General features: G+C 44.9%; 18 protein-coding genes, 1 tRNA gene and 2 pseudogenes. 2 read left to right on the top strand and 19 right to left on the bottom strand.

Annotated elements, in window-relative coordinates:
- The first annotated feature begins 394 nt into the window (after window positions 1-394).
- Window positions 395-1015, top strand: coding sequence for an HAD family hydrolase (locus EFA47_RS06985; RefSeq protein ID WP_122642618.1), 621 nt, complete (start codon window positions 395-397; stop codon window positions 1013-1015).
- Window positions 1016-1221: 206 nt separating this feature from the next.
- Here the strand turns inward: EFA47_RS06985 and trpA are convergent, their stop codons facing one another.
- The 14 genes from trpA to EFA47_RS06915 all read right to left on the bottom strand — a co-directional run bounded on the left by trpA (window position 1222) and on the right by EFA47_RS06915 (window position 16093).
- Window positions 1222-2016 (bottom strand): tryptophan synthase subunit alpha, encoded by a 795-nt coding sequence (gene trpA, locus EFA47_RS06980; protein WP_122642617.1) that lies wholly within the window; start codon window positions 2014-2016, stop codon window positions 1222-1224.
- Window positions 2009-3193, bottom strand: coding sequence for a tryptophan synthase subunit beta (gene trpB / locus EFA47_RS06975; protein ID WP_122642616.1), 1185 nt, complete (start codon window positions 3191-3193; stop codon window positions 2009-2011). The genes trpA and trpB overlap by 8 nt, the downstream gene beginning before the upstream one ends.
- Window positions 3171-3794 carry a phosphoribosylanthranilate isomerase gene (locus EFA47_RS06970; protein WP_122642615.1) on the bottom strand — a complete coding sequence of 208 codons (624 nt, stop codon included), beginning with the start codon at window positions 3792-3794 and terminating at the stop codon, window positions 3171-3173. The genes trpB and EFA47_RS06970 overlap by 23 nt, the downstream gene beginning before the upstream one ends.
- A 67-nt stretch (window positions 3795-3861) precedes the next feature.
- Window positions 3862-4668 (bottom strand): indole-3-glycerol phosphate synthase TrpC, encoded by an 807-nt coding sequence (gene trpC / locus EFA47_RS06965; RefSeq protein ID WP_122642614.1) that lies wholly within the window; start codon window positions 4666-4668, stop codon window positions 3862-3864.
- Window positions 4665-5687 carry an anthranilate phosphoribosyltransferase gene (gene trpD / locus EFA47_RS06960; protein ID WP_122642613.1) on the bottom strand — a complete coding sequence of 341 codons (1023 nt, stop codon included), beginning with the start codon at window positions 5685-5687 and terminating at the stop codon, window positions 4665-4667. Before trpD ends, trpC begins: the two co-directional genes overlap by 4 nt.
- 42 nt (window positions 5688-5729) lie before the next feature.
- A complete protein-coding gene (locus tag EFA47_RS06955) occupies window positions 5730-6308 on the bottom strand; it encodes an anthranilate synthase component II (RefSeq protein ID WP_122642612.1) in 579 nt (192 codons plus the stop codon).
- Window positions 6305-7786 (bottom strand): anthranilate synthase component I, encoded by a 1482-nt coding sequence (gene trpE, locus EFA47_RS06950; protein WP_122642611.1) that lies wholly within the window; start codon window positions 7784-7786, stop codon window positions 6305-6307. Before trpE ends, EFA47_RS06955 begins: the two co-directional genes overlap by 4 nt.
- A 692-nt stretch (window positions 7787-8478) precedes the next feature.
- On the bottom strand, window positions 8479-10083 hold the full coding sequence (pckA, locus tag EFA47_RS06945; RefSeq protein ID WP_122642610.1) for a phosphoenolpyruvate carboxykinase (ATP): 1605 nt from the start codon (window positions 10081-10083) through the stop codon (window positions 8479-8481).
- Window positions 10084-10407: 324 nt separating this feature from the next.
- Complete coding sequence (locus EFA47_RS06940; protein WP_122644440.1) at window positions 10408-10794, bottom strand: GNAT family N-acetyltransferase; 387 nt, start codon at window positions 10792-10794, stop codon at window positions 10408-10410.
- A 230-nt stretch (window positions 10795-11024) separates the two neighbouring features.
- A tRNA-Leu gene (locus EFA47_RS06935) sits at window positions 11025-11107 on the bottom strand.
- Between the two features lie 53 nt (window positions 11108-11160).
- The gene (locus EFA47_RS06930) at window positions 11161-12441 is read right to left on the bottom strand and encodes a diaminopimelate decarboxylase (RefSeq protein ID WP_122642609.1); all 1281 of its coding nucleotides are present in this window, start codon (window positions 12439-12441) and stop codon (window positions 11161-11163) included.
- 253 nt (window positions 12442-12694) lie between these two features.
- Window positions 12695-13441: a DUF6198 family protein gene (locus EFA47_RS06925; RefSeq protein ID WP_122642608.1), complete on the bottom strand. Its 747-nt coding sequence runs from the start codon at window positions 13439-13441 to the stop codon at window positions 12695-12697.
- A 271-nt stretch (window positions 13442-13712) separates the two neighbouring features.
- Entirely contained in the window at window positions 13713-15149 is a 1437-nt protein-coding gene (gene pyk / locus EFA47_RS06920; protein ID WP_122644439.1) for a pyruvate kinase, read from the bottom strand.
- 122 nt (window positions 15150-15271) lie between these two features.
- Window positions 15272-16093, bottom strand: coding sequence for a rhomboid family intramembrane serine protease (locus tag EFA47_RS06915; protein ID WP_122642607.1), 822 nt, complete (start codon window positions 16091-16093; stop codon window positions 15272-15274).
- 266 nt (window positions 16094-16359) lie between these two features.
- Here EFA47_RS06915 and EFA47_RS06910 point away from each other — a divergent pair, with 266 nt between their 5' ends.
- Entirely contained in the window at window positions 16360-20679 is a 4320-nt protein-coding gene (locus tag EFA47_RS06910) for an acyl-CoA dehydratase activase-related protein (RefSeq protein ID WP_122644438.1), read from the top strand.
- Between the two features lie 202 nt (window positions 20680-20881).
- Here the strand turns inward: EFA47_RS06910 and EFA47_RS06905 are convergent.
- The 5 genes and pseudogenes from EFA47_RS06905 to EFA47_RS06885 form a co-directional block, all read right to left on the bottom strand.
- Window positions 20882-21049 (bottom strand): annotated as a pseudogene (locus EFA47_RS06905) (iron dependent repressor, metal binding and dimerization domain protein); the annotation flags it as partial.
- Window positions 21050-21079: 30 nt separating this feature from the next.
- A pseudogene (locus EFA47_RS06900) lies at window positions 21080-21397 on the bottom strand (ATP-binding cassette domain-containing protein); the annotation flags it as partial.
- Complete coding sequence (locus tag EFA47_RS06895) at window positions 21384-22832, bottom strand: ABC transporter ATP-binding protein (protein WP_122642605.1); 1449 nt, start codon at window positions 22830-22832, stop codon at window positions 21384-21386. The gene EFA47_RS06895 and the pseudogene EFA47_RS06900, both read right to left, overlap by 14 nt.
- A complete protein-coding gene (locus EFA47_RS06890) occupies window positions 22826-23524 on the bottom strand; it encodes an energy-coupling factor transporter transmembrane component T (protein WP_122642604.1) in 699 nt (232 codons plus the stop codon). The genes EFA47_RS06895 and EFA47_RS06890 overlap by 7 nt, the downstream gene beginning before the upstream one ends.
- 3 nt (window positions 23525-23527) lie before the next feature.
- Window positions 23528-24133 carry an MptD family putative ECF transporter S component gene (locus EFA47_RS06885; protein WP_122642603.1) on the bottom strand — a complete coding sequence of 202 codons (606 nt, stop codon included), beginning with the start codon at window positions 24131-24133 and terminating at the stop codon, window positions 23528-23530.

Below are 24133 nucleotides of genomic sequence, written 5' to 3'. Positions count from 1 at the left end.
GCGCAAATCAAATGTTTAAAATGATTTGCCTGCTTCCCTTTCTCTATAATTCTTCCAGCTTCACACTCTGCGTGTGCCCGCCGCTTTTTCTACTTTGTAAAATATGCGCTGCACGATCAAACACACCCTAGAGTATACACTAAATTCTTTCTTTTTAAAAGGCCATATTTGTGATATGATAGAAAGCAGCCAGTACATATAAGACTTGGCGCAGCCATCCATGGCCATGCCGCCAAATAAGCTTATAACCTGGGCCAAAAGGAGGACGCGCCATTGGCACTATACTCCGTCAAATGAATGATAAATATTAAAGAAAGGAAAACAGGCAGACCACACCCATTAACCTATATTCTTATTTGCGGGTTACGTAAGGGTTGGGAAGCCGGGATTATGTATGGATGGAATTATTTTTGATGTAGACGGGACTCTCTGGGATTCTACAGACACTGTGGCAAAATCCTGGAACCAGGTAATTGCCGGGAATTCTGATTTAGATATCAGGCTGGACGGCGGCATCCTTAAAAATCTCTTTGGAAAAACAATGGATGAGATTTACAATACCGTTTTTCCTACCCTGCCAAAGGAGGAGCAGGACAGGCTGGGCGCGCTGTGCTTCGCCCATGAAAACAAACTATTGGAGACAGAACCGGGAACAGTCTATGAAGGGACAGAGGACACCCTGCGGGCACTTGCAGGAAAAATGCCTGTCTTTATAGTCAGCAACTGCCAGTGCGGCTATATTGAGGTATTCCTGAAAGTCTCAGGTCTTGGGGATATTGTAAAGGACCATCTCTGTTTCGGGGAAACCCTTGTCTCAAAGGGACAGTCCATCCGTATGCTTATGGAGCGCAACCAGCTTAAGGATGTGGTATATGTAGGCGATACCCAGGGTGACTTTCTGGCCTGCCAGGAAGCCGGTATCCCCTTTATCTTTGCAAAATATGGCTTTGGCGAGGTTCCCCAGGCGAAAGATTCCATTGACCATATCTTTGACCTGCAGGCACGTTTCCTGTAAGAAAAAGTACCAAGCACATTTTCTGCCTGGGGCAGATGCCTTTGGCCACATATCCCCTAACTGCTGCATTCCAGTCCATGGGCAGTGTGGCATAGGTATCTCTTTCCTAAGGAGGCCACTCCCCAGAAGAACCCTGCATTCCCCCGGCCCCTGGAGAATGCAGGATCACTCCAGGATTTTCTTATACTTATATCCTCCCAGGAAGCCTATATGCTATGGGCACTGTCAGCCATATTGACGGCCTCCTTCATAGATCTTACATATTCTTCCAGGTAAGCCTCTGCCTGCTCCCCATATTCTTGTATCAGCCTGACAACTGCGCTGCCTACAATGGCTCCATCTGAGACTGCTGCCATGGCCTTTGCCTGTTCAGGCGTGCTGATTCCAAATCCTACCGCTGTGGGAATATCCGTCACTTCCCTGACAGATGCCACCATAGAGGCAATATCTGTTTCAATACTGCCCCGTATGCCAGTTACCCCCATAGAGGAAACTATATAGAGGAATCCTTCTGCCTCCCTGGCAATCATCTGGATTCTCTGTTTTGATGTGGGCGCCACCATGGATATAATATCCACAGCGTGCCTGCGGGCCTCCTCTGCAAGTTCGCCTTTTTCTTCATAGGGCAGGTCTGGTATTATAATGCCGTCCACCCCCATGGATTCACATCTTGCAAAAAATTTTTCATATCCATATTGGAATACAGGATTTAAATAGGTCAGGAATACAAGAGGTATCTGGCTTTTTTGGCGCACTGCCTGAACAATCTTAAATACGCCCTCTGTTGTAATCCCTGACTGGAGAGCGCGGATATTGGCTTTTTGGATCATGGGCCCTTCTGCAGGAGGATCTGAAAAAGGGATTCCGATTTCAACAAGATCCGCCCCTGCTGTTTCCAGCGCCAATATATACTGGACTGTCTTTTCGGCGCAGGGGTCACCTGCTGTCAGAAATGGAATAAATGCTTTTCCATTCTCAAATGCTTTTTCTATTTTACTCATCGATATTTACCCCCTTGTATTTTGCAATGGCTGCCGCATCCTTGTCCCCACGCCCTGACAGGCAGATGATAATGCTCTCGTCTCTGTCCATGCGGGGTGCGATCTTTCTTGCATGGGCAACTGCATGTGCGCTTTCTATGGCACAGATAATCCCTTCAGTGGCTGCCAGATATTCGAAAGCCTCCACCGCCTCATCATCAGTGACTGGCACATACTCTGCACGCCCGCAGTCCCTGAGAAATGCGTGCTCCGGCCCTACCCCCGGATAATCCAGTCCCGCAGAAATAGAATAGACCGGTGCGATCTGGCCATTTTCATCCTGGCAGAAATAGGATTTCATGCCGTGGAATACGCCTATGGTTCCCTTTGCCATGGTGGCCGCATGCTGTTTCGTATGGATCCCCCTGCCTGCCGCCTCACAGCCTATAAGGCGTACCTGGCTGTCTGGGATAAAATGATAAAACATTCCCATGGCATTACTGCCCCCGCCTATGCAGGCCAGCACTGCTGAAGGGAGTTTTCCCTGTACCTCCAGGATCTGCCTTTTGGCCTCCCGGCTGATCACACTCTGGAAATCCCTCACCATGGTGGGGAATGGATGGGGCCCCATGACAGAACCAAGGACATAGTGTGTGTCCGACACCCGCTTTGTCCATTCCCGCATTGTTTCATTTACAGCATCTTTAAGTGTCTGCGTCCCACTTGTCACTGGATGTACCTTTGCCCCCAGCAGCTCCATCCTGTAAACATTCAGCGCCTGGCGCCTGGTGTCCTCCCTTCCCATAAATACTTCACATTCCATCCCCAGCAATGCAGCCGCCGTGGCAGTGGCTACCCCGTGCTGGCCGGCACCAGTTTCTGCTATGACCCTTGTTTTTCCCATTTTTTTTGCCAACAGCACCTGGCCCAGTACATTATTGATTTTATGGGAGCCTGTATGGTTCAGATCTTCACGTTTGAGATAGATTTTCGCCCCTCCAAGCTGGCGGGTCATTTTCTCGGCATAATACAATAATGACGGCCTGCCCGCATACTCATTATACAGCCTGCTCAGCTCTTTCTGGAAACCGGCTTCATTTTTATAATACTCATACTGTTCCTGTAGATTTATTAATTCATTCATTAAAGTCTCAGAAATATACTGCCCTCCAAATTCACCAAATCTTCCCTTCGGCATTTCTTATCCTCCTTACTACTGCTTCTATTTTATTTCTGTCTTTCCTGCCCTCTGTTTCCACCCCGCTGCTTATATCAACACCAAAGGGCCTTACGTTAAGCACTGCCCCCTCCACATTCTCAGGTGTCAGCCCGCCTGCCAGAAAAAAGGGTTTTACAATTTTTGTAATCCTGCTGTAATCAAACTGCCGGCCTGTGCCCCCGCCCCCACTGTCCAAAAGCAGATAATCCACGCTGCTGCCCTCCCATCGGTAAATCTTCTCCTCAAAATCCTCCTCTGTCATGGAGATAGCTTTTACCACGGGGATATCACAGTAATATTTGAGCCTATTCATAAATTCCACGTCCTCATTCCCATGGAGCTGGATTATATCTATCATTCTGTGCTCTGCGAGATCCAAAATAGTTTCCATCCTCTCATCCACAAATACACCTGCCGCCTTTACAGCTTGATTCAGCCTTTCCTTGAGCAGCGCTGCCTGCTCAGGCCTGATATACCTCCTGCTCTTTTTAGCAAATACAAAGCCTATCCAGTCCGGGCGTACAGCATTTACGGCCTCAATATCTGCCAGACAGCTTAAACCACATATTTTAACCTTCATATATTCTGAATATTCTGAAAATGGATGGCAAAGGGGACAGTCCCTTTTGCAAAAGGGACTGTCCCCTTTATGCCTCCCCTTTCAGTTCCTCCATCATCTTCTTTTTATTTCTACATCTCATCAGTGTCTCCCCTATCAATACCGCATCTGTGCCAATCCTCTGAAGTCTTCCTATATCCTCTGGCAAGGTTATTCCACTTTCTGACACATAGGTCAACGTATGGGGCACCAACTGCCTGAGTTGTTCACTGACTCTGATGTCTGTTTTAAAAGTTTTCAAGTCACGGTTATTTACGCCAATCACGGAGGCGCCGCATGAAAGCGCTCTTTTTACCTCCTCCTCTGTATGTGCCTCTACCAGGGCGGAAAGTCCCAGCTCCCTTGATATTCTCAAGTATTCTGCTATCTGGCTGTCACTTAGGATGGCGCAGATGAGAAGTACTGCTGACGCATTCATACATTTGGCTTCATAGAGCATATATGCATCTACAGTGAAATCTTTCCTTAATACAGGAATATTCACCTTTTCTGCAATTTCCTCCAGGAAATGATCCTGTCCCTGGAAATAAAAAGGCTCTGTCAAGACAGAGATTGCAGCGGCCCCGGCCTCTTCATACTCACAGGCAATTTTCAGGTATAGGAAATCTTCTGCAATCACTCCTTTTGAAGGGGATGCCTTCTTCACTTCACAGATAAAGGCAATGCCCTCTGCTTTCAGTGCTTTTTCAAAAGGAAAGCAGAATTGTCCATTTGTATTCTTTAGTTCTCTTTCAGCAATTTTATATGCTTTTTCCCGAAGTTCAGCTTCCGGCAGTATTTTTTTCTTTGCATCGATTCTTTCCTCTGTTTTTTTTACAATGTTTTCCAGGATCATTCTCTTTTTTCTCCATTTGAATATTGAATAAACTGTTCCAGCTTTTCCATGGCCCTTCCACTGTCAATAACCTCCTGTGCAAGTTTAACCCCCTCTCCCAGAGTGTCTGCTTTTCCGGCTACATACAAAGCAGCGCCTGCATTGAGGATAACCGCCTTACGTTTTGGCCCCTTTTCACTGCCATTTAAAATGGCCCGGGTGATCACGGCATTTTCCTGAGGGGTACCGCCCTCCAATTCTTCCCTCTTGCATGGGGCGAAACCAAATTGCTCCGGGCAGATTTCATAAGAATGAAAATCCCCATTTTTAATCTCGCACACAGTTGTGGGCGCACTCATAGAAATTTCATCCAGCCGGTCCTGCCCATACACAACCATGGCATTTTTGACGCCTAAATTAGCCAGTACCCTGGCCAGAGGCTCTACGAGCGCTTCCTCATAAACTCCCAGCACCTCCATATTCGCCCCTGCCGGATTTGCCAGGGGACCCAATATATTAAAAATAGTCCTGATTCCCAGCTCTTTTCTGACTGGTGCAACGTATTTCATTGCAATATGGTAATTTTGCGCAAACAGAAAACAAATTCCTATTTGTTCCAACAGCCGTGTACTTTGCTCTGGAGTCACATGAATATTGACCCCCAGGCTTTCCAGCACATCTGCAGCGCCGCATCTGCTGGAAGCTGCACGGTTCCCATGCTTTGCCACAGGTACGCCTGCCGCAGCAGCCACCAGGGCCGCAGTGGTAGAAATATTAAAAGTGTTTGCCCCGTCGCCGCCTGTGCCTACAATCTCCAGTGCATCCACATTGTGGAGCAGTTTTACACAGTGGGCGCGCATCCCTGCAGCTGATGCTGTAATTTCTTCTATTGTCTCTCCCTTCAGGCTCATAGCTGTCAGATAAGCGCTCATCTGGACGTCACTGACACGCCCTTCCATAATCTCATCCATAACCCTGTATGCCTCATCAAATGTCAAATCTTTTCTCTCTGACAACTTCAGAATTGCTTCTTTTATCATGGTTTTTACCTTCCTTTCCCTAAAACCAAAACTCTTTTATTTCTAACTTTGTCTGCCGCATTCCAAAAAGTTCTTTAGGATCCTCTCTCCATCAGGAGTCAAAATAGATTCCGGATGAAACTGAATACCAAAAACCGGATATGCAGCATGTTCTGCCGCCATAATCTCTCCCTCCCGGCTCTTTGCAGTTATTCTAAGCTCCTCTGGAAATTCATGTATATCGGCCACAAGGGAATGGTACCTGGCGGCGGAGAACTCTCCGCTCATTCCTTTAAATAACCTGCTCTCCGTACATTGAACCACGGCAGATGCTTTCCCATGCATAAGCTTCTTTCCGTGAACTATCTTCCCCCCAAAGGCCTGGCAGATGGCCTGATGGCCCAGGCATACTCCAAGAACAGGGATCTTTCCTGTGAAATACTGGATAGCTTCTATGCATACTCCTGCATTTTCCGGCCTTCCTGGTCCAGGGGACAAAACTAAATAATCTGGCGCCATGTTACGGATCTGTCTAACTGTCTTTTCATCATTCCTGACGACCTGAAGATTTTCACCACATGCCCCCAGCATCTGGTACAGGTTATAAGTAAAACTGTCATAATTATCTATCAGCAAAATCATGGCTTCATCCCCTCCCCGGCTTTTTTTACAGCGCTCACAACGGCTTCTGCTTTGTGGATACACTCCCTGTATTCTTTCTCAGGCACACTGTCGGCCACAATCCCTGCCCCAGAACAAACATATACCTTCCCATCTTTTGCATAAGCCATTCTTATAGCAATACAGATATCCATGTTTCCTGTAAAATCAATATATCCCAGGGCCCCTCCATAAATCCCCCTCTTATGTCCTTCCAATTCATGAATAATCTCACAGGCACGTATTTTGGGCGCCCCGGAAAGGGTTCCGGCAGGAAGTACCGCATCTACTGCGTCTATAAAATCTTTATCTTCTCTAATGATGCCGCGCACCGTTGAACCTATATGCATAACATGGGAGAATCTTTCCACAGTCTGATATTTTTCTAATTCCACAGTTCCAATTTTACTGATTTTCCCCAAGTCATTTCTCCCCAAATCTACCAACATATTATGCTCTGCCAGCTCTTTCTCATCTTTTAAGAGTTCCTTTTCCACTCTTTCGTCCTCCCCGGGATTTTGGCCTCTCTTCTGAGTCCCTGCTAAGGGGAATGTGTGGAGGACTCCCTTCTCCAGCTTTACAAGGGTTTCTGGGGAGGCCCCTGCAATTTCAATTTCTCTCCCTGAGAAATAGAACATATAGGGGGACGGATTTGTTGCTCTGAGTACCCGGTATACATCCAAAATACTTCCATCTATTTTCGCCTCAAGCCTGTTAGAAAGTACCACCTGAAAAATATCTCCGTCATAAATATACTGTTTTGCCTTCTTCACCATCTCACAATATTCTTGCTTTGTAAATCTTGGACAAAAACTACTTTTCAGGTGCAGCGGTATATGCTCCCCTTTCTCATCAGATTCAATCATATGCTTTAAATCCTCCAGCCTGGCACATACATTTCCATATTCCTGCCTCCAATCAGGCGTTACATGGAGATTGTCAATTAAAATCAATTTCTGCTGCAGATTGTCAAACACAATAACCTGCTCAAAAAGCATCAAATCCACATCCATAAAACAGGCATCATCCAAAGCCTCCAATCCCAGGGATGGTTCCACATATTTTATATAATCATAAGAGAAATACCCTACCAGTCCTCCGGTAAAAGGAGGAAACCCTTCAATCTCAGGCCCCCGGTACTTGCCAATAATATTCCTGATTATATTTCCCGGGCATTCAGTTCTCAATTCCTTCACTTCCCCCTGCTGCCTGATTATCAAATGTCCATCCTTACAACAAACCTCCATTACAGGATCAAAACCCAGGAAACTATACCGCCCCCATCCCTGCGCATCCTTTGCACTTTCAAGCAAATAACAGTAAGAACCCCTCTGCTTTAACTTTTGCAGCACCCCTATGGGAGTATACATATCCGATAATATCTCTGTACCAATCGGGATTGTATGGTACCCTCCCCCTTCTGCCAGCTCCTCAATTTTCTGAAACTCCGGATAAAACATAAAACCTCCTTTTCTGTTTAGGACGTAACCTTTTTCAATTTTGTTACGTCCCAAATTGAACTTAGACCTGTACCTAACACAAAAAAAGTCCTTGACATTACATACTGCATGTAATGTCAAGGACGGATTGAATACTCAATTCGCGGTGCCACCTTGATTCACAGAAACACTCAATGCCCCTGTGCACTTAGCAAGATACTATCATATCTCCGGCGACTGACGTACGCCCATACGTCATGCTATACTCGGCCTTACGGCTTTTCCCTCATGCCCTCAGCGGTCCATTTAACAAACTGCGTTTACCTGAATCTCACCACCTCAGGCTCTCTGGGAATGCACGATATGTTTTTATCTCCGCTTCAACGGTTTAGCTTATTAAATTATGGTTTATTATATACACCCAAAAGGATAATTGTCAACAGTTATTTTTATATTTTACAATTTTTTATAAAGCGACTATAGTCCATACTTCTTTTTATACAAAGGGAAAAAATCCTGCCACGGCGGTATTCCCAGCCTGCGGCGGGTCTCATAAGCCACATAATCCCACTTGGCCACAGTGCAATCCGCCGCGGAGTGCTTTTTTGTTGAACAGGAAATCCTACAGAATTTCCTATATAATAAAAAACTGCCGCACTGTTGTTTCGTCTGTACGGCAGCCTTAAAGCATAAAATGCTTTTCCTGTATCTAATTATAACTGAGGCCCTGCAGAAACCAAGCTCTTTCCAGCCTCATTGCCCTCGTATTTTGCAAAGTTCTTAACAAACCTCTGTGCCAGGTCTTTAGCTTTAGCCTCCCACTCTGCGGCATCTGCATATGTGTTGCGTGGGTCAATGATATTTGTATCCACGCCTGGAAGTTCTGTAGGAACTTCAAAATTAAAATATGGGATGGTCTTTGTGTCAGCCTTCAAAATATCCCCATTTAAAATTGCATCGATAATACCACGTGTGTCCCGGATAGAGATACGTTTGCCTGTTCCATTCCATCCTGTATTTACAAGATATGCCTTTGCACCGCTCTCTTTCATCTTTTTCACAAGTTCTTCTGCATATTTAGTAGGATGCAGCTCTAAGAACGCCTGTCCGAAGCAGGCAGAGAATGTTGGCGTAGGCTCTGTGATTCCTCTCTCTGTCCCGGCAAGTTTTGCAGTAAAGCCGGATAAGAAATAATACTGAGTCTGCTCTGGTGTCAGGATAGATACCGGAGGCAGTACCCCAAAAGCATCTGCAGACAAGAAAATAACGTTCTTAGCTGCCGGCGCAGCAGATACTGGGCGGACAATCTTTTCAATATGGTCAATCGGATAAGAAACACGTGTATTTTCTGTTACACTCTTATCAGTGAAATCTATCTTGCCGTCTGCGTCTAAAGTTACGTTCTCCAAAAGGGCGTCACGCTTGATTGCATTATAGATATCCGGCTCAGATTCTTTGTCAAGATCGATTACCTTAGCATAGCATCCGCCTTCGAAGTTAAACACGCCATTGTCATCCCAGCCATGCTCATCATCACCAATCAGGAGACGCTTCGGATCTGTTGACAGAGTTGTCTTGCCTGTTCCTGAAAGTCCAAAGAAAATTGCTGTGTTTTCTCCATCCATATCTGTGTTTGCAGAACAGTGCATAGAAGCAATGCCCTTTAACGGCAGATAATAATTCATCATGGAGAACATACCCTTCTTCATCTCTCCGCCGTACCAGGTATTGACAATTACCTGCTCGCGGCTTGAAATATTGAACATAACAGCGGTCTCTGAGTTTAATCCCAACTCCTTGTAATTCTCAACTTTTGCTTTAGAAGCATTATAAACAACAAAATCAGGCTCAAAATTCTCCAGTTCTTCAGCAGTAGGCTGAATAAACATATTTGTAACAAAATGTGCCTGCCATGCAACTTCAACAATAAAACGGATAGCCATACGTGTATCCTTGTTTGCACCACAGAATGCATCTACAACAAACAGCCTTTTATCAGAAAGCTCTTTTAAAGCAATATCCTTTACAGTATCCCAGGCTTCCTGTGTTGCTGGATGGTTGTCATTCTTATATTCATCAGAGGTCCACCATACAGTGTCTTTTGAATTCTCATCCATGACAATAAATTTGTCTTTCGGTGAACGGCCTGTATATACACCAGTCATTACATTTACTGCACCAAGCTCACTCTCCTGCCCTTTTTCAAAACCTTCCAATTCTGGTTTTGTCTCTTCTTCAAACAACATCTCGTAAGAAGGATTGTGAACAATTTCTGTTGTACCATTAATGCCATACTTTTTTAAATTGATTTCTGCCATTACACATTTAACCTCTTTCTTTCATTATATTTTAAAAATCTGCGGCATTTCAGCCTCAATTTTTAATTACTGGATATGTATGCCCAAAGGCTTTCCGCAATTCAGGCCCTTACAGGCAGATGGACTCTGGCCTGTCCAAGAAAGCCTAATCCATTCCTTTTGCTGTCATAAAGTGCCAGTAATTGCCTTTATAATAAGTCTCCTGTAACATCCTCTTGATCCAAAAGAGTCATAATACAAGCATGTTAAATTATAAACGTTCTCTATCTTTTTGTCAACTAGGGCCTGTCGAAAATTGCTTTCTCACAAGCCAGCCGCACATTGCTATACAAATTTATTCTTCTCTATCATATACGATTGGATGCTTTTTTTACAGCCATTCTTCTCATAAAACTGCTCCGCGCCTGGCTGCGCCCCAAAATACAGCATAGTCTGTGTATTCTCTTTGGCGAGCTGAAGAAGCCTGCTTCCGACTCCTTGTTTTTGATATGCAGGCAGTACAAGTAATTCTGTAATTGTCCCAAAATAATAGCCGTCAGAAAGAATACGCAGGCAGCCTATAAGCACTTTCTTATCATGGACAGTTATATTGATTGTCTTCTCCAATGCCATCCGGGTTTTCTCTATGTCATAATCCCCTGGCCATATTTGATTGACAAACGCTATAAAAGCTGAAGCATTAAGCTCTGTATCATCCACCTTATATTCCATAGTCTTGTCCCTCCATAAAGTCCTGCCTGAAAATATCTGTGCTTCTGCCGCAGTTTCCAGAATATAGAAAAAGTCACCTCTTCCCCTGTTTAGGCCTTTTACGGCAATGGAAACACAAAAAAGAGCAAAAACGGCGGTACCACTCATGATACCGCCGTCCTTACTTCATCATGCCAGACATTCCAAATCCTTTTCTTGCCTAAGTCAGGATTTAGATGATCATTACCCAATGCGGATGGTGGGACTTGAACCCACACGAGGTCACCCCCGCAAGATTTTGAGTCTTGTGCGTCTGCCATTCCGCCACATCCGCTTGCCCAGCTTGTACAGCACTGTACTATCCAAGCCGAGTTATATCTTATCATATTATAAATGATTTTGCAACAATTTTTTTCCAATCTCAAAACAGTCAAATGTGGCAAAATAATCTGCCGGGGTTTCCGCCCGCCTGATTAACTGTGTACTGCCGTCTTCCTTTAAAAGCACCTCGGCAGACCTGAGTTTCCCATTATAATTATACCCCATAGAAAACCCATGGGCCCCTGTGTCATGAATGATCAGATAGTCCCCCTTTTCTATTTTAGGCAGCATCCTGTCAATAGCAAATTTATCATTGTTCTCACACAATGACCCAGAAACATCGTACTTACAAGTACATGGCTCTTCTTCCTTGCCTGCCACCGTAATATGGTGGTAAGCCCCATACATGGCCGGCCGCATTAAATGAACTGCACATGCGTCTACACCGATATACTCTTTGTAAGTATGTTTCTCATGGATAGCCGTAGTGACCAGACACCCATAAGGTCCCATCATATAGCGTCCCAGCTCCGTATAAATGGCCACATCATCCATTCCCGCCGGTACAAGAACCTCTTCATAAACCCGGCGGACGCCATCGCCTATCACACGGATATCATTTGGATCCTGGTCAGGCCTGTAAGGTATTCCTATGCCCCCTGATAAGTTAATAAATTTAATATGGGCGCCCGTCTCCTTTTTGAGCCGCACAGCTTCCTCAAAAAGCACTTTAGCCAACATAGGGTAATACTCATTTGTCACTGTATTGCTGGCCAGAAAAGCATGGATGCCAAACTGCCTGGCCCCTTTCTCTTTCAATATCCGAAATGCTTCCGTAATCTGCGCCTTTGTCATTCCGTATTTGGAATCCCCTGGGTTATCCATAATATCATTGCTGATCTTAAATAACCCCCCAGGGTTAAAACGGCAGCTGATTGTCTCTGGAATATGCCCGATTGTTTTCTCCAAAAAATCAATGTGTGTAATATCATCCAAATTAATAATGGCTCCCAGCTTATCTGCCAGAATATAATCCTCCGCCGGGGTATCATTTGAAGAAAACATAATGTCCCCGCCTTTCACACCAATCGCGTCTGACAGCATCAGCTCAGTGTATGAAGAACAGTCACAGCCGCAGCCATACTCCTTTAATATATTAATCAGAAACGGATTTGGCGTTGCTTTCACAGCAAAATACTCCTTATATCCCGGATTCCATGAAAAAGCCTCCTTCAAAGCCTTCGCATTTTCACGGATTCCCCGCTCATCATACAGATGAAAAGGAGTGGGGAATTCCTTGACTATATGATCCAGCTGCTCTTTTGTCACAAATGTGCTTTTTTTCATTCTATTTTCTCTCCTCCTTGTATCTCTATCAGTTATATTTCATTGGCAAACCCCTTTTTTATACTGCCACAAATATTCTGCCCTGAGTGCTGACATGTGTCCATACTGCCGCCCCTATATTCACCTGACAGTGCATACCCCGGATCTGCCTTACTTTCTCTTCTGTTCTGTAAATATACATTCATGTCACTAAAATGTCAAGCCTGGTTTACCCAAGCTATATAACATATAGCTATGTATCCATGCGGGCCCTTTACTTTTTTATTTCGTGAAGCCCGGCCTTTTCCAATATGGAGTCCATGAAGAAATGGCTAAAGACAGCAATCACACGCCCCACAAGGACAACTGCCAGAACTGTCCCTATGCCGGCACCTACAATTTTCCCTTGAAACAATATGCCAATGCTGACTGTGATACATATGTTCAGTAAATCAAAGCAGTTCTTTGTAAAACCAACGCTCTTCCCTGAATAATCTGCTATTGCCTGCACGATCCCATCCCCTGGATTCGGGATAACCCGCATTCCCAGAGTCAGCGCCGCGCCAACTCCAGTAAGCAGCAGAGCCAAAAGCAGCAGGAAAAAACTGCCGCAAAGGCCTGTAATAGATGCCCTTGGATCAGCCACCTTAAATTCAGGTATCCACCTATTAAACAGATTCAGCAGCCTTGTAAATACCAGGCTTAAAGGAAGCTGCAGGACATCCATAATAAATATCAGCTTCAGGTTCGTACGGTTTGCATGTGCCAGAACTTCCCCTCCCCTCATTGTATTCCTTTTATTTATCATCACATGGAGAACCATCTGAACGAGGACAAACACCCCATACACGACAAAAGTTACATTTCCAAAATTCAAATTCCAGATTTCAGATATGCTGTAAGGGACAGAAATAATGGCTGACACCCCCAGTCCTGCCTTTGTATTAAGCGTCAGTCCCATCACCAGAGTCAGCATCCCCGCCAGATATGTGCACCCCCGGAATATATATTGCTTTTTCAATCTGTCCCACTTCCTTTTCTCTATTCATGTATTTGTACCGGCCCGCTCTCTACTCCTTTCACGCCTGCCTGCAGCTTAAGACCTATATTTGCTGCAGCGGATGAAAAAGAAACTGCACTGAAATTTTATGGCTCAAATAAAATAATTCAATGCAGCTCTTTTATACTCCAATATTCGTTTTATCAGATTTCTCCCATTCCTATTTCCTGCCGTGGCCTATAACGGCTTTCACTCAAAATCTGAAAAGCCTGCCTTTGGGAGGCATTGTGAACTATTCTATAGTGGTAATCCTCATCATATTGCTGATGCCGCCTCTTTCCGTTTTCAGGCTGGGGGAAGGGATCCCGGCAGTCAGCACAACCACGTCCCCGCTTTCAACATACTGTTTGATCATAGCCAATTCAATAGCGCCGCTGCATATATCCTCCGTAGAACTGGACTCCAAAGACTTCATGGGACGCACCCCCCAGTATATGGACAATCTGCGCAGCGTCCTTTCATTAGGGGTCACGCCAAGAATCTCCTGTCTCGGCTTCAGATTAGACACAACCCGGGCCGTCGCCCCTGTCACAGAAGGGGTAATGATGCATTTCGCATGGAGATTGGCCGCAGCCAGTACAGAGGAGTAGCCGATGGCGCTGGAAACGCCGGCCTTCAGATGGTCTCCCGCTTTGTCCAGAATCAAATCATAATCCAGATGCTGTTCTGTATTCTCGATAATATGCACCATCATCTGCAGGGCCTCCAGAGGGTATTTGCCCTGGGCGGTCTCTCCCGAAAGCATCACCGCGTCTGTGCCGTCGTACACTGCGTTGGCCACATCTGTCACCTCAGCCCTTGTAGGGCGCGGGTTCCGGATCATGGAATCTAACATCTGTGTTGCTGTAATGACTGTCTTAAAGTTATTATTACATTTTTGAATCATCATTTTCTGCAGATAAGGAACCTCCTCGGCAGGGATTTCCACTCCCAGATCCCCCCTGGCCACCATAATCCCGTCTGCTGCCCGGATAATTTCATCAATATTCTGTATACCCTCTACATTCTCAATTTTAGCTATAATGGGAATATAGGGAGCGTTCAATTCTTTTAAATATGCTTTAATTTCCAGTACGCACTCCGCATTCCTCACAAAGGAGGCTGCAATAAAATCAATATCCTGCTCCACCCCAAAGCGTATATCTTCTTTATCTTTATCTGTAATAGCCGGAAGCCTGACCGGGACATTTGGTACATTTACTCCCTTTCTCTCCCCCAATTCTCCTCCGTTGATTACTTTACAGAGTATCTCCCTTTCTGTGCACCCCACAACCTCAAGGCCGATAAGGCCGTCATCAATCAGTATCACTCTGCCTTTGTCCACATCTTCTACCAACCCCGGGTATGTGATTGATACTTTATTGCAGTCCCCTTGTACCTCATCGATTGTCAGAGTAAAAGCAGAACCTGTCGTAAGCTGAACCTTTTTTCCGTCCTTCAAAAGGCCCGTACGTATTTCAGGCCCCTTTGTATCCAGCAGGATAGCGGTATTGGTCCTCTCCTCCTCCCGAAGCTGCTTGAGCATGTCCATCCTCTGCTTGTGCTCCTCGTGATTGCCGTGAGAAAAGTTAAAACGCGCTACATCCATGCCGTTCTTGATTAAAGAGCGCATCAGCTCCCTGTCATTTGTGTTTGGTCCCATTGTGCATACTACTTTTGTCTTCTTCATTTTAAGTCTCCTTTTACTCTCTGCATCTTTCCCTCTGCCTGGACTTGCTCCATGGAAAAGAGTCATTCTCCCCGCCAGGCCGGGACATTGGCTTTTATAGGCTCAATTGTCTGTATTTGTCCCTACTCTACATGTTGGTGGGTAAACAAATGATCCTGGCAGTACTCATAATTCCCTTTGCATTTAGAGCAGAAACGAAATTCCAGGGCAGGGTTGTCTAACTCCGTCCGCCCACAGACTGCACACCGGTGGCGTGCGCCGCCCGGATATGTCATATGGGGCCTGGACTGCCGTTTGAACTGTGCCTTCCTCGCCCTTTCTTTGGGCGTATAAGGCTTCATATTCCTGCTGGAAAAAAAGAACAGGATAAAATTAAAAAGTGACGCCACAATCGCAACTCTTGTCCCCATATTCCCCATAACCAGATAATATAAAATCATGGCCGCATATACCAGTCCCATCCATTTGATTTTAATAGGCAGGACAAAATACAGCAGGATCTCCATGTCCGGGTAGCTTGCCGCAAAAGCCAAAAATATAGACATATTAATATAATATGTGCTGAAATAAATTCCCTGGAAGCCTCCTGCAACAAAATACAGCAGAAAAGCACCTATAACAGTAAAGATAATCCCCGAAAAAATATAGACATTATACCTGAAAGCCCCCCAGCTGCGCTCAAGGGCCGTGCCCAGGGAATAATAAAAGAGCAGCATAATAATGATCGTTATAATATTACCGCTGGGCGGGATCAGCACCCAGGATACCAGACGCCACACCTGGCCCCTAAGTATCAGTCCGGGTTCCAGTGTAATCCACAGAAGCAGGTTCGGCACAAGGTAATAAATGCCGTAGCCGATAATATAAGCGCCTATTAAATACATCGTCAGGTTGGGAACCGCAAACCGCCCAAACCTTCGTTCTAATTTATTCAGCCAGTTCAATATTTTTAATCTCCTTAATTTAAATTCTTTATGAGTAATTGTACAGTTCCACTTTATATTTGTCAAACATATGTTGGCTAATTACTGTGTGTATTTTGTTAAATTTTATAAACTTTGTGGAAATCTTCCACCATTCCGCATAATAATAACAATTGTTTTTTTTATTTCCTTGTCGTATAATGTAAATTGTTGTAAAAACAAGAAATACATTTAATAGGAAGTAACTGACATATAATAGTTTAGAAAATGAGGAACATATTATGAATATGAATTTAAATGAATTACATACTTTGGGAATTGACATTGGTTCTACCACCGTTAAGATTGCTGTCCTGAACCATGACAATGAGGTGCTCTTTTCCGACTATGAGCGGCATTTTGCCAATATACAGGAAACCTTGTCTGACCTTTTGGGAAGGGCCATCTATAAATTAGGGCCCATCCGTGTTTCCCCGGTTATCACTGGCTCCGGCGGACTGACCCTTGCAAAACATCTGGGCGTTCCTTTTGTCCAGGAAGTAATCGCTGTGTCCACCGCCCTTCAGGACTATGCCCCCCAGACAGATGTAGCCATTGAGCTGGGCGGGGAAGACGCCAAAATTATTTATTTTGAAGGCGGCAATGTGGAACAGCGCATGAACGGGGTTTGTGCGGGGGGTACCGGCTCCTTTATTGACCAAATGGCTTCCCTGCTCCAGACGGATGCCTCTGGACTGAATAATTATGCGAAGAATTATAAGGCCCTCTATTCTATTGCCGCAAGATGCGGTGTGTTTGCCAAATCTGACATCCAGCCCCTGATCAATGAAGGCGCTTCCAAGGAGGATCTGGCTGCCTCCATTTTTCAGGCTGTCGTCAACCAGACCATCAGCGGCCTGGCATGTGGTAAGCCGATTCGGGGACATGTGGCATTTTTAGGAGGCCCTCTCCATTTTCTTTCAGAACTGCGTGAATCTTTTGTCCGCACACTGAAACTGGACGACGAACATACAATCGCCCCTAACCATTCCCATTTGTTTGCTGCCATTGGATCCGCCCTGAACTCCAAGAAAGAGGTCAGTGTGGCCCTCCGGGAACTGCAGGAAAGGCTGGCGGGAAAAATCAAGATGGAATTTGAGGTTGACCGTATGGAACCTCTGTTTTCCAGCACTGAAGAATATGAGTCCTTTACACAGCGCCATGCAAAGCATCAGGTGCCTGTAAAGGATCTGTCCTCCTACCATGGAAAAGCCTTCCTTGGAATTGATGCAGGATCTACTACAACCAAAGCGGCCCTTGTAGGAGAGGATGGGACTCTGCTTTATTCCTTCTACCACAATAACGAGGGGGATCCCCTGGGAACTACGATTGGCGCCATCAAAGACATATACAGCCAGCTCCCCTCAGATGTGGAGATTGTCCACTCCTGTTCGACTGGCTACGGCGAGGCCCTCATCAAAGCCGCCCTGATACTGGATGAGGGGGAGGTGGAGACTGTCTCCCACTACTATGCGGCTTCTTTCTTTGAGCCGGATGTGGACTGTATCCTGGATATCGGTGGCCAGGATATGAAATGTATTAAAATTAAAAACCAGACTGTTGACAGCGTGCAGTTAAATGAGGCCTGTTCCTCTGGCTGCGGATCCTTTATTGAAACTTTTGCGAAGTCTCTCAACTACTCCGTGGAAGATTTTGCCCAGGAGGCCTTATATGCCAAAAATCCCATAGACTTGGGCACACGCTGTACGGTGTTTATGAATTCCAAAGTAAAACAGGCGCAGAAAGAAGGGGCTGCCGTGGCCGATATTTCCGCAGGACTTGCCTATTCTGTCATTAAGAACGCCCTGTTTAAAGTAATTAAAGTATCCGACGCCTCGGAACTTGGAAACCACATCGTGGTACAAGGCGGTACCTTTTACAACAATGCCGTACTGCGTAGTTTTGAAAAAATTGCCGGCTGCCAGGCCATCCGCCCGGATATTGCCGGTATTATGGGCGCTTTTGGAGCTGCCCTGATTGCCCGGGAGCGCTATACTGAATGTGAGGGTACAACTATGCTCCCCATAGATGAAATTGAAGCTCTGGAATACTCCACAACTATGACCAAATGCAGAGGCTGTACCAATAACTGCCGCATGACCATCAACCATTTCAGCGGCGGGCGTAAGTTTATTACTGGCAACCGCTGTGAGCGCGGACTCGGCAAAGAAAATGCTGCCAATGTGCTGCCAAACCTTTTTGAGTATAAAAGCCAACGCTATTTTGGCTATACTCCACTGGAGGAAAAAGACGCCAGACGAGGGACTATTGGTATCCCCCGGGTACTCAATATGTATGAGAACTACCCCTTCTGGTTTACATTTTTTACAAAATTGGGATTTTGTGTCGTACTTTCCCCGGCGTCCACACGTAAGATTTACGAATTAGGCATTGAGTCCATCCCCAGTGAGTCTGAGTGTTATCCGGCTAAACTGGCCCACGGGCATGTTGAATGGCTGATCAGCCAGGGAATCAAGCATATTTTTTATCCATCAGTCCCCTACGAGCGGAATGAATTTGAGGCTGCCAACAACCACTACAATTGCCCTATTGTCACCTCCTATCCTGAGAATATTAAAAACAATATGGATTCCATTATACAGGGCCAGGTGGACTTCATGCATCCCTTCCTCTCTTTCCAGAGTGAAGAGACTCTTACCTACCGTCTGACAGATGAACTTTCCGATAAGTTTTCTCTTTCTGGCCAGGAGATTAAAGACGCCGTACATGAGGCATGGATGGAACTTTCCGCCTGCAGGGAAGATATACGGCGAAAGGGAGAGGAAACCATTCAGTTCCTGGACAAAACAGGGAACCGGGGAATCGTGCTTGCCGGACGCCCTTACCATATTGACCCCGAGGTAAACCACGGCCTCCCCGAGTTAATTAATTCCTATAATATTGCAGTGCTTACAGAGGATTCTGTCTCCCACCTCCATCAGGTAGAACGGCCTTTGAATGTCATGGATCAATGGATGTACCATTCCAGGCTTTATGCTGCTGCCAATTATGTCAAGACAAAGGAGAATCTGGATCTGATCCAGCTCAACTCCTTCGGCTGCGGCTTGGACGCCGTGACCACTGACGAAGTAGCAGATATTCTGACTCGTTCAGATAAAATCTATACCTCCCTGAAGATTGACGAGGTCAACAACTTAGGGGCAGCCAGGATCCGTGTCCGCTCACTGCTGGCTGCTATACGTGTCAGGGAACAGCATAAGGCCAAGAGAGAGATCAGGCCTTCCTCCATTGAGAAAGTTCCCTTTACAAAGGAGATGCGCACAACCCACACGATTCTCTGCCCCCAGATGTCCCCTATGCATTTCGAGCTTCTCGAGCCGGCCTTCCAGGCTTCAGGCTACAAGGTAGAGGTACTTCCAAATGATAATAAGCAGGCTGTAGACGTGGGGCTGAAATATGTAAACAACGATGCCTGCTATCCTTCCCTTATGGTGGTAGGGCAAATTATGGAGGCCATTTTATCAGGAAAATATGACACAGATAAGCTGGCCGTGATTATCAGCCAGACTGGCGGAGGCTGCCGCGCCTCCAACTATATAGGTTTCATACGCCGGGCGCTGAAGAAAGCCGGTTATGGGCACATTCCTGTTATCTCTATCAACTTAAGCGGCCTGGAGGGGAACCCTGGCTTTAAAATCACCCCTGCCCTGGCCCTGCGCGGAATCTATGGGGCAATATTGGGCGATATTTTTATGAAGTGTGTGTACCGTATCAGGCCCTATGAGAGGATACCTGGGACAACAGATGCGCTGCATAGGAAATGGGCAGAAATTTGTAAGGAATTTGTATCTTCAGGCTATCCTTCCAGGCGCAGATTCAAAAAATTATGCCAGGATATCATACAGGACTTTGATAATGTTGAAACATTGAATATAAAAAAACCCCGGGTAGGGGTGGTAGGGGAAATCCTAGTCAAGTTCCTCCCTGCCGCCAACAACCACCTAGTAGATTTGCTTGAGAGCGAAGGGGCCGAGGCCGTTGTGCCGGATCTCCTTGATTTTTTGCTCTACTGCTTCTACAATCAGAATTTCAAAGTATCACACTTAGGTTTTAAGAAGTCAAAGGCGGCTCTGGGTAATCTGGGAATCCGGGCGCTGGAATGGTTCCGTTCCCCGGCCTCAAAAGCCTTTGCAAAAAGCAGGCATTTTACTCCGCCGGCACATATAGAGGATTTAGCCAAAATGGCCTCTGAAATTGTATCTATAGGGAACCAGACAGGAGAAGGCTGGTTTTTGACCGGTGAGATGCTGGAACTGATCCACAGCGGGGCGGGCAATATTGTGTGTACGCAGCCATTCGCCTGCCTTCCCAACCATGTAGTGGGGAAAGGGGTAATCAAAGAACTGAGGCGCAGGTACCCTCATTCCAATGTGGTTGCCATCGATTTTGATCCGGGAGCCAGCGAGGTCAACCAGCTCAACCGCATTAAACTGATGCTCTCCACGGCAAACAAAAATCTGGAGGCTGTCAGTGAAGAATCCGTCATGCCAGACAGGCAGGGCGGCCACACAAAGGCTGTAGGAAAAGCCGCAGTCAGCGGTATTTAAAGGCCGACATCTAAAAATCCCAAAAAACGGACTCGAAAGGGACACTTCACACAAAGAAGTGTCCCTTCTGGCGTTTAACCGTATTTTTAATAACGGTTTGCTATGATGCATTTGTAGACAATGCAAAGGTCATGGCAAAAGGACAAGTCACAATCTAAAGATATCCGGGATGTCCTCGGTGTGGCAAGCTTGCTTATTCGTTTTATTCCTGTGTGGCTGCCTCTTTCAGCCGCGAAAAACTCTCAGTGATGATAACGTGTTCCATCCGGCAGGCATCGGCCTCCGCTGTTTCAGGGTCAACACCTACGGCGATAAGCTGCTCTGTACAGAAACCGTGGCGTTCATAGATGGTTTCCAGATAATCCTCCCCGGACACATGAAGTTTCATTAAGCCCTCCTTTTAAGCTGATATTTTCTGTTCAGCGTTCCACATGGCTGCGTATTTCCCGCCTTTTGTGAGCAGTTCCTCATGGGTTCCTGTCTCAACAATCCTGCCATTGCCTGCCACAAGGATTTGATCTGCGTTTTTGACGATGGACAGAGTGTGCGCAATCATTACTACGGTCTTTTTTTCTTTCAGAAGATTGGCAATCGCCTGTTTGACTGCCAGCTCATTCTCAATATCAAGGGACGCTGTTGCTTCATCCAAAAGCAGGATCGGACTGTTCTTCAGAATGGCGCGGGCAATCGAAATACGCTGACGCTCACCGCCAGAAAGCTTCATAGATACCATTACTCCTCAATTCAATACATCTTGTGCATACGTTTTCGATCAATTCAATATCATGTGTAACTATAATTATAGTTTTGCCTTCTTCAGATAGTTTTTTTAACGATTCACACACCCTCTGCATATTTTCGTAATCCAAACCACTGGTCGGTTCGTCAAAAACTATAATATCTTTTTCAGACAGTACAGCAACGGCCACTGCCAGCCTTTGCTTTTGCCCTCCGGATAACGCCTGTGGGTGTGCATCTTTATGGCCATAAAGATTAAATTTCATTAATATATCTGTAACTTTTTCACGGCTTACCTTTGGATTGCCGAGAAAACATTCATTTTCAACGCTATCTGCAAAAAGCTGTCTGTTCACATCCTGCATTACAATATAACTAGCCTTTCTCCGCTGCTTACAATTTTTATCAGCACCATCAAATAAAATAATGCCGCTTTCCTCTTTATGCAATCCGCAAATACAACGGGATAAGGTTGATTTTCCTATTCCATTACCACCAATTAATGCAGTAATTTCTCCTGATTCTAAACGAAAACTTAAATTTGAATTCACTATTTCTTTTCCATATGCCAACGTCAATCCTTTGATTTCCAAAACATGTCTCTTAACACCCATACAGTTCTTTATGATTTTATTTTTAATCACCGGCTCAAATCCGCAGTTTTCTCTTAGCCGCCTCAAACCATGTGATTTACGCCATTCATCATCCATACCAAAAAAAATTTCTGCCCCATATGTTTCAGTTAGTCTTCCATCCTCGATGATAAAAACCCTGTCTACAATATCCTTCAAATAGGAGATCTTATGTTCAGCAATAATAATTGTTTTTCCTGCTGCTTTCATTTTCTTCATTATTTCACCGATCACTTGGGTTGTGGCATGATCCAGATTTGCTGAGGGTTCGTCTAAAACAATGATGCTTGCATTCGTGGCATATGCACATGCAAAGGCTATAATCTGTTTTTCTCCTCCCGACATTCCAAACATCGTTTTTGTCATCAAATGCCCTATCCCCAGATCACTGACTGTCTCTTTCAATCTTTTTTCCACTTCACTCAACGGGATTCCCATGTTTTCCAGCGAAAAAACGATCTCGCTTTCCGGTTCAAGGTTAAAAAACTGGCTTTTGGGATTTTGAAATACACTTGCTACAGTCTCGGATATTTTATAAATAGGAAGATCATCAATATTTTCCATCCCTATATAAACAAAACCTTTTTTTTCTCCTTCATCAAAATTCGGAATAAGACCATTTATTAATTTTGTTATAGTCGTTTTTCCGCATCCACTTTTACCACATAAAAGAATGCCCTCTCCTTCTTTTATGTCTGCCTGAATATCAAAGATCCCATTTTCCAATTCACCATCATAAACATAGCTTACTTTATCTAGTCTAGTTTCAAATCTCTTTACCATATCCTAACCACCTTCAGAACACATGTTGTAGCAGCAGCAATTATGCAGAACCCGGCAATAACATAATCTTCCAGACTAAACTTATGGTAACCCCTGCAGGTTCTTTCTGCCGGATTTTCAATACCTCTCGTAATTGCTGCCGCCGCCAGTTCGTCCGCAGTCTTTGATGCTGATATGAGAAGCGGAACAATATAGCATTCCGCTCCCCGTATAATTTTCATAAAAGGATTTTTTTCACCTGCCGTCACATAACGTAATTTCATAGCATCCTTTATGTATCTCCATTCCTCCACAATAGCTGGAAAATATCTCAATGTTACGGCCAAAGTTACCGTAGCCGATCTGGGCGCTTTCATCTTTGTTAACGTGGCGATCAGTTCGTTTACCTTGGTTGTTCTGATAATCAATAGGAACACCATTGCTAACGGCATCATTTTTCTGAATTGGACAACAGGGATCGAAAGTATGACCTGCGCCATTTCCGGAATAACAGGAAGTACAAAACACTGTGTGGCCAGCATTGCCAAATACACCAGTATTAAATATTTACTCACCATTTTTTTCCCAAAAGATAATTGTATGCCTCCAATGATCACCATACATGCCAATTCCATCCATATGCTGTTTACCACAAACGTACATATACTTACCGTCAGCAATATAACTGTTTTGGTTCGAATATCCAGTTTCATTTTTTACAATATCCCCGCTTTGGCCAGATGTTTTTTAAATATCAGGCGGCTTACAAATACACCAATAACTGCACAAATAATGCTTACGACAATAATAATCCCCCAATTTAAGTAAGTTGCATGAGCTCTCAGATACGCAATGTAAGTTTCGTTCAACCCACTTTTTTTGCCAAAATCCAAATAGGCATCTGTAAATACAAATAGTCTAAATTGTCCTCCCACTGCGTTCCAGCATGCAAAACACACATAAGAAATTAAAAGCCGTTTAAAATTTTTTCTATCATTGCCGAGTATAACTTCCGCAATTATAGCAAACAGTGCAACAAATAATGCCACGATCATTCCCTCTGTTCCTGCCAGCAAAAGAAAGTAGAGAAACGGCACAACGGCAAATAACAGAATTGTCCCTTTTTTGGGTATTTTTGTAGCTATGAACATAAAAGGGATTGCCCCCAATAAAGCTGTGGCCGGTGAATATACCATGTATGTAGCCGGTGTCAGATTCATCATCGCTGCTACTAAATATAGGACCATAAGTATGGCACTAAAAATACCGATATTTATATAATCTCTTGCCTGTAATTTATTATTATCTCTTTTAACATTCAT

Origin of the sequence: Luxibacter massiliensis (assembly GCF_900604355.1) — a bacterium.
Lineage (GTDB): Bacteria > Bacillota > Clostridia > Lachnospirales > Lachnospiraceae > Luxibacter > Luxibacter massiliensis.
The sequence above is the reverse complement of the archived record's forward strand: the minus strand, read 5'-3'. Positions and strand labels throughout refer to the sequence as shown.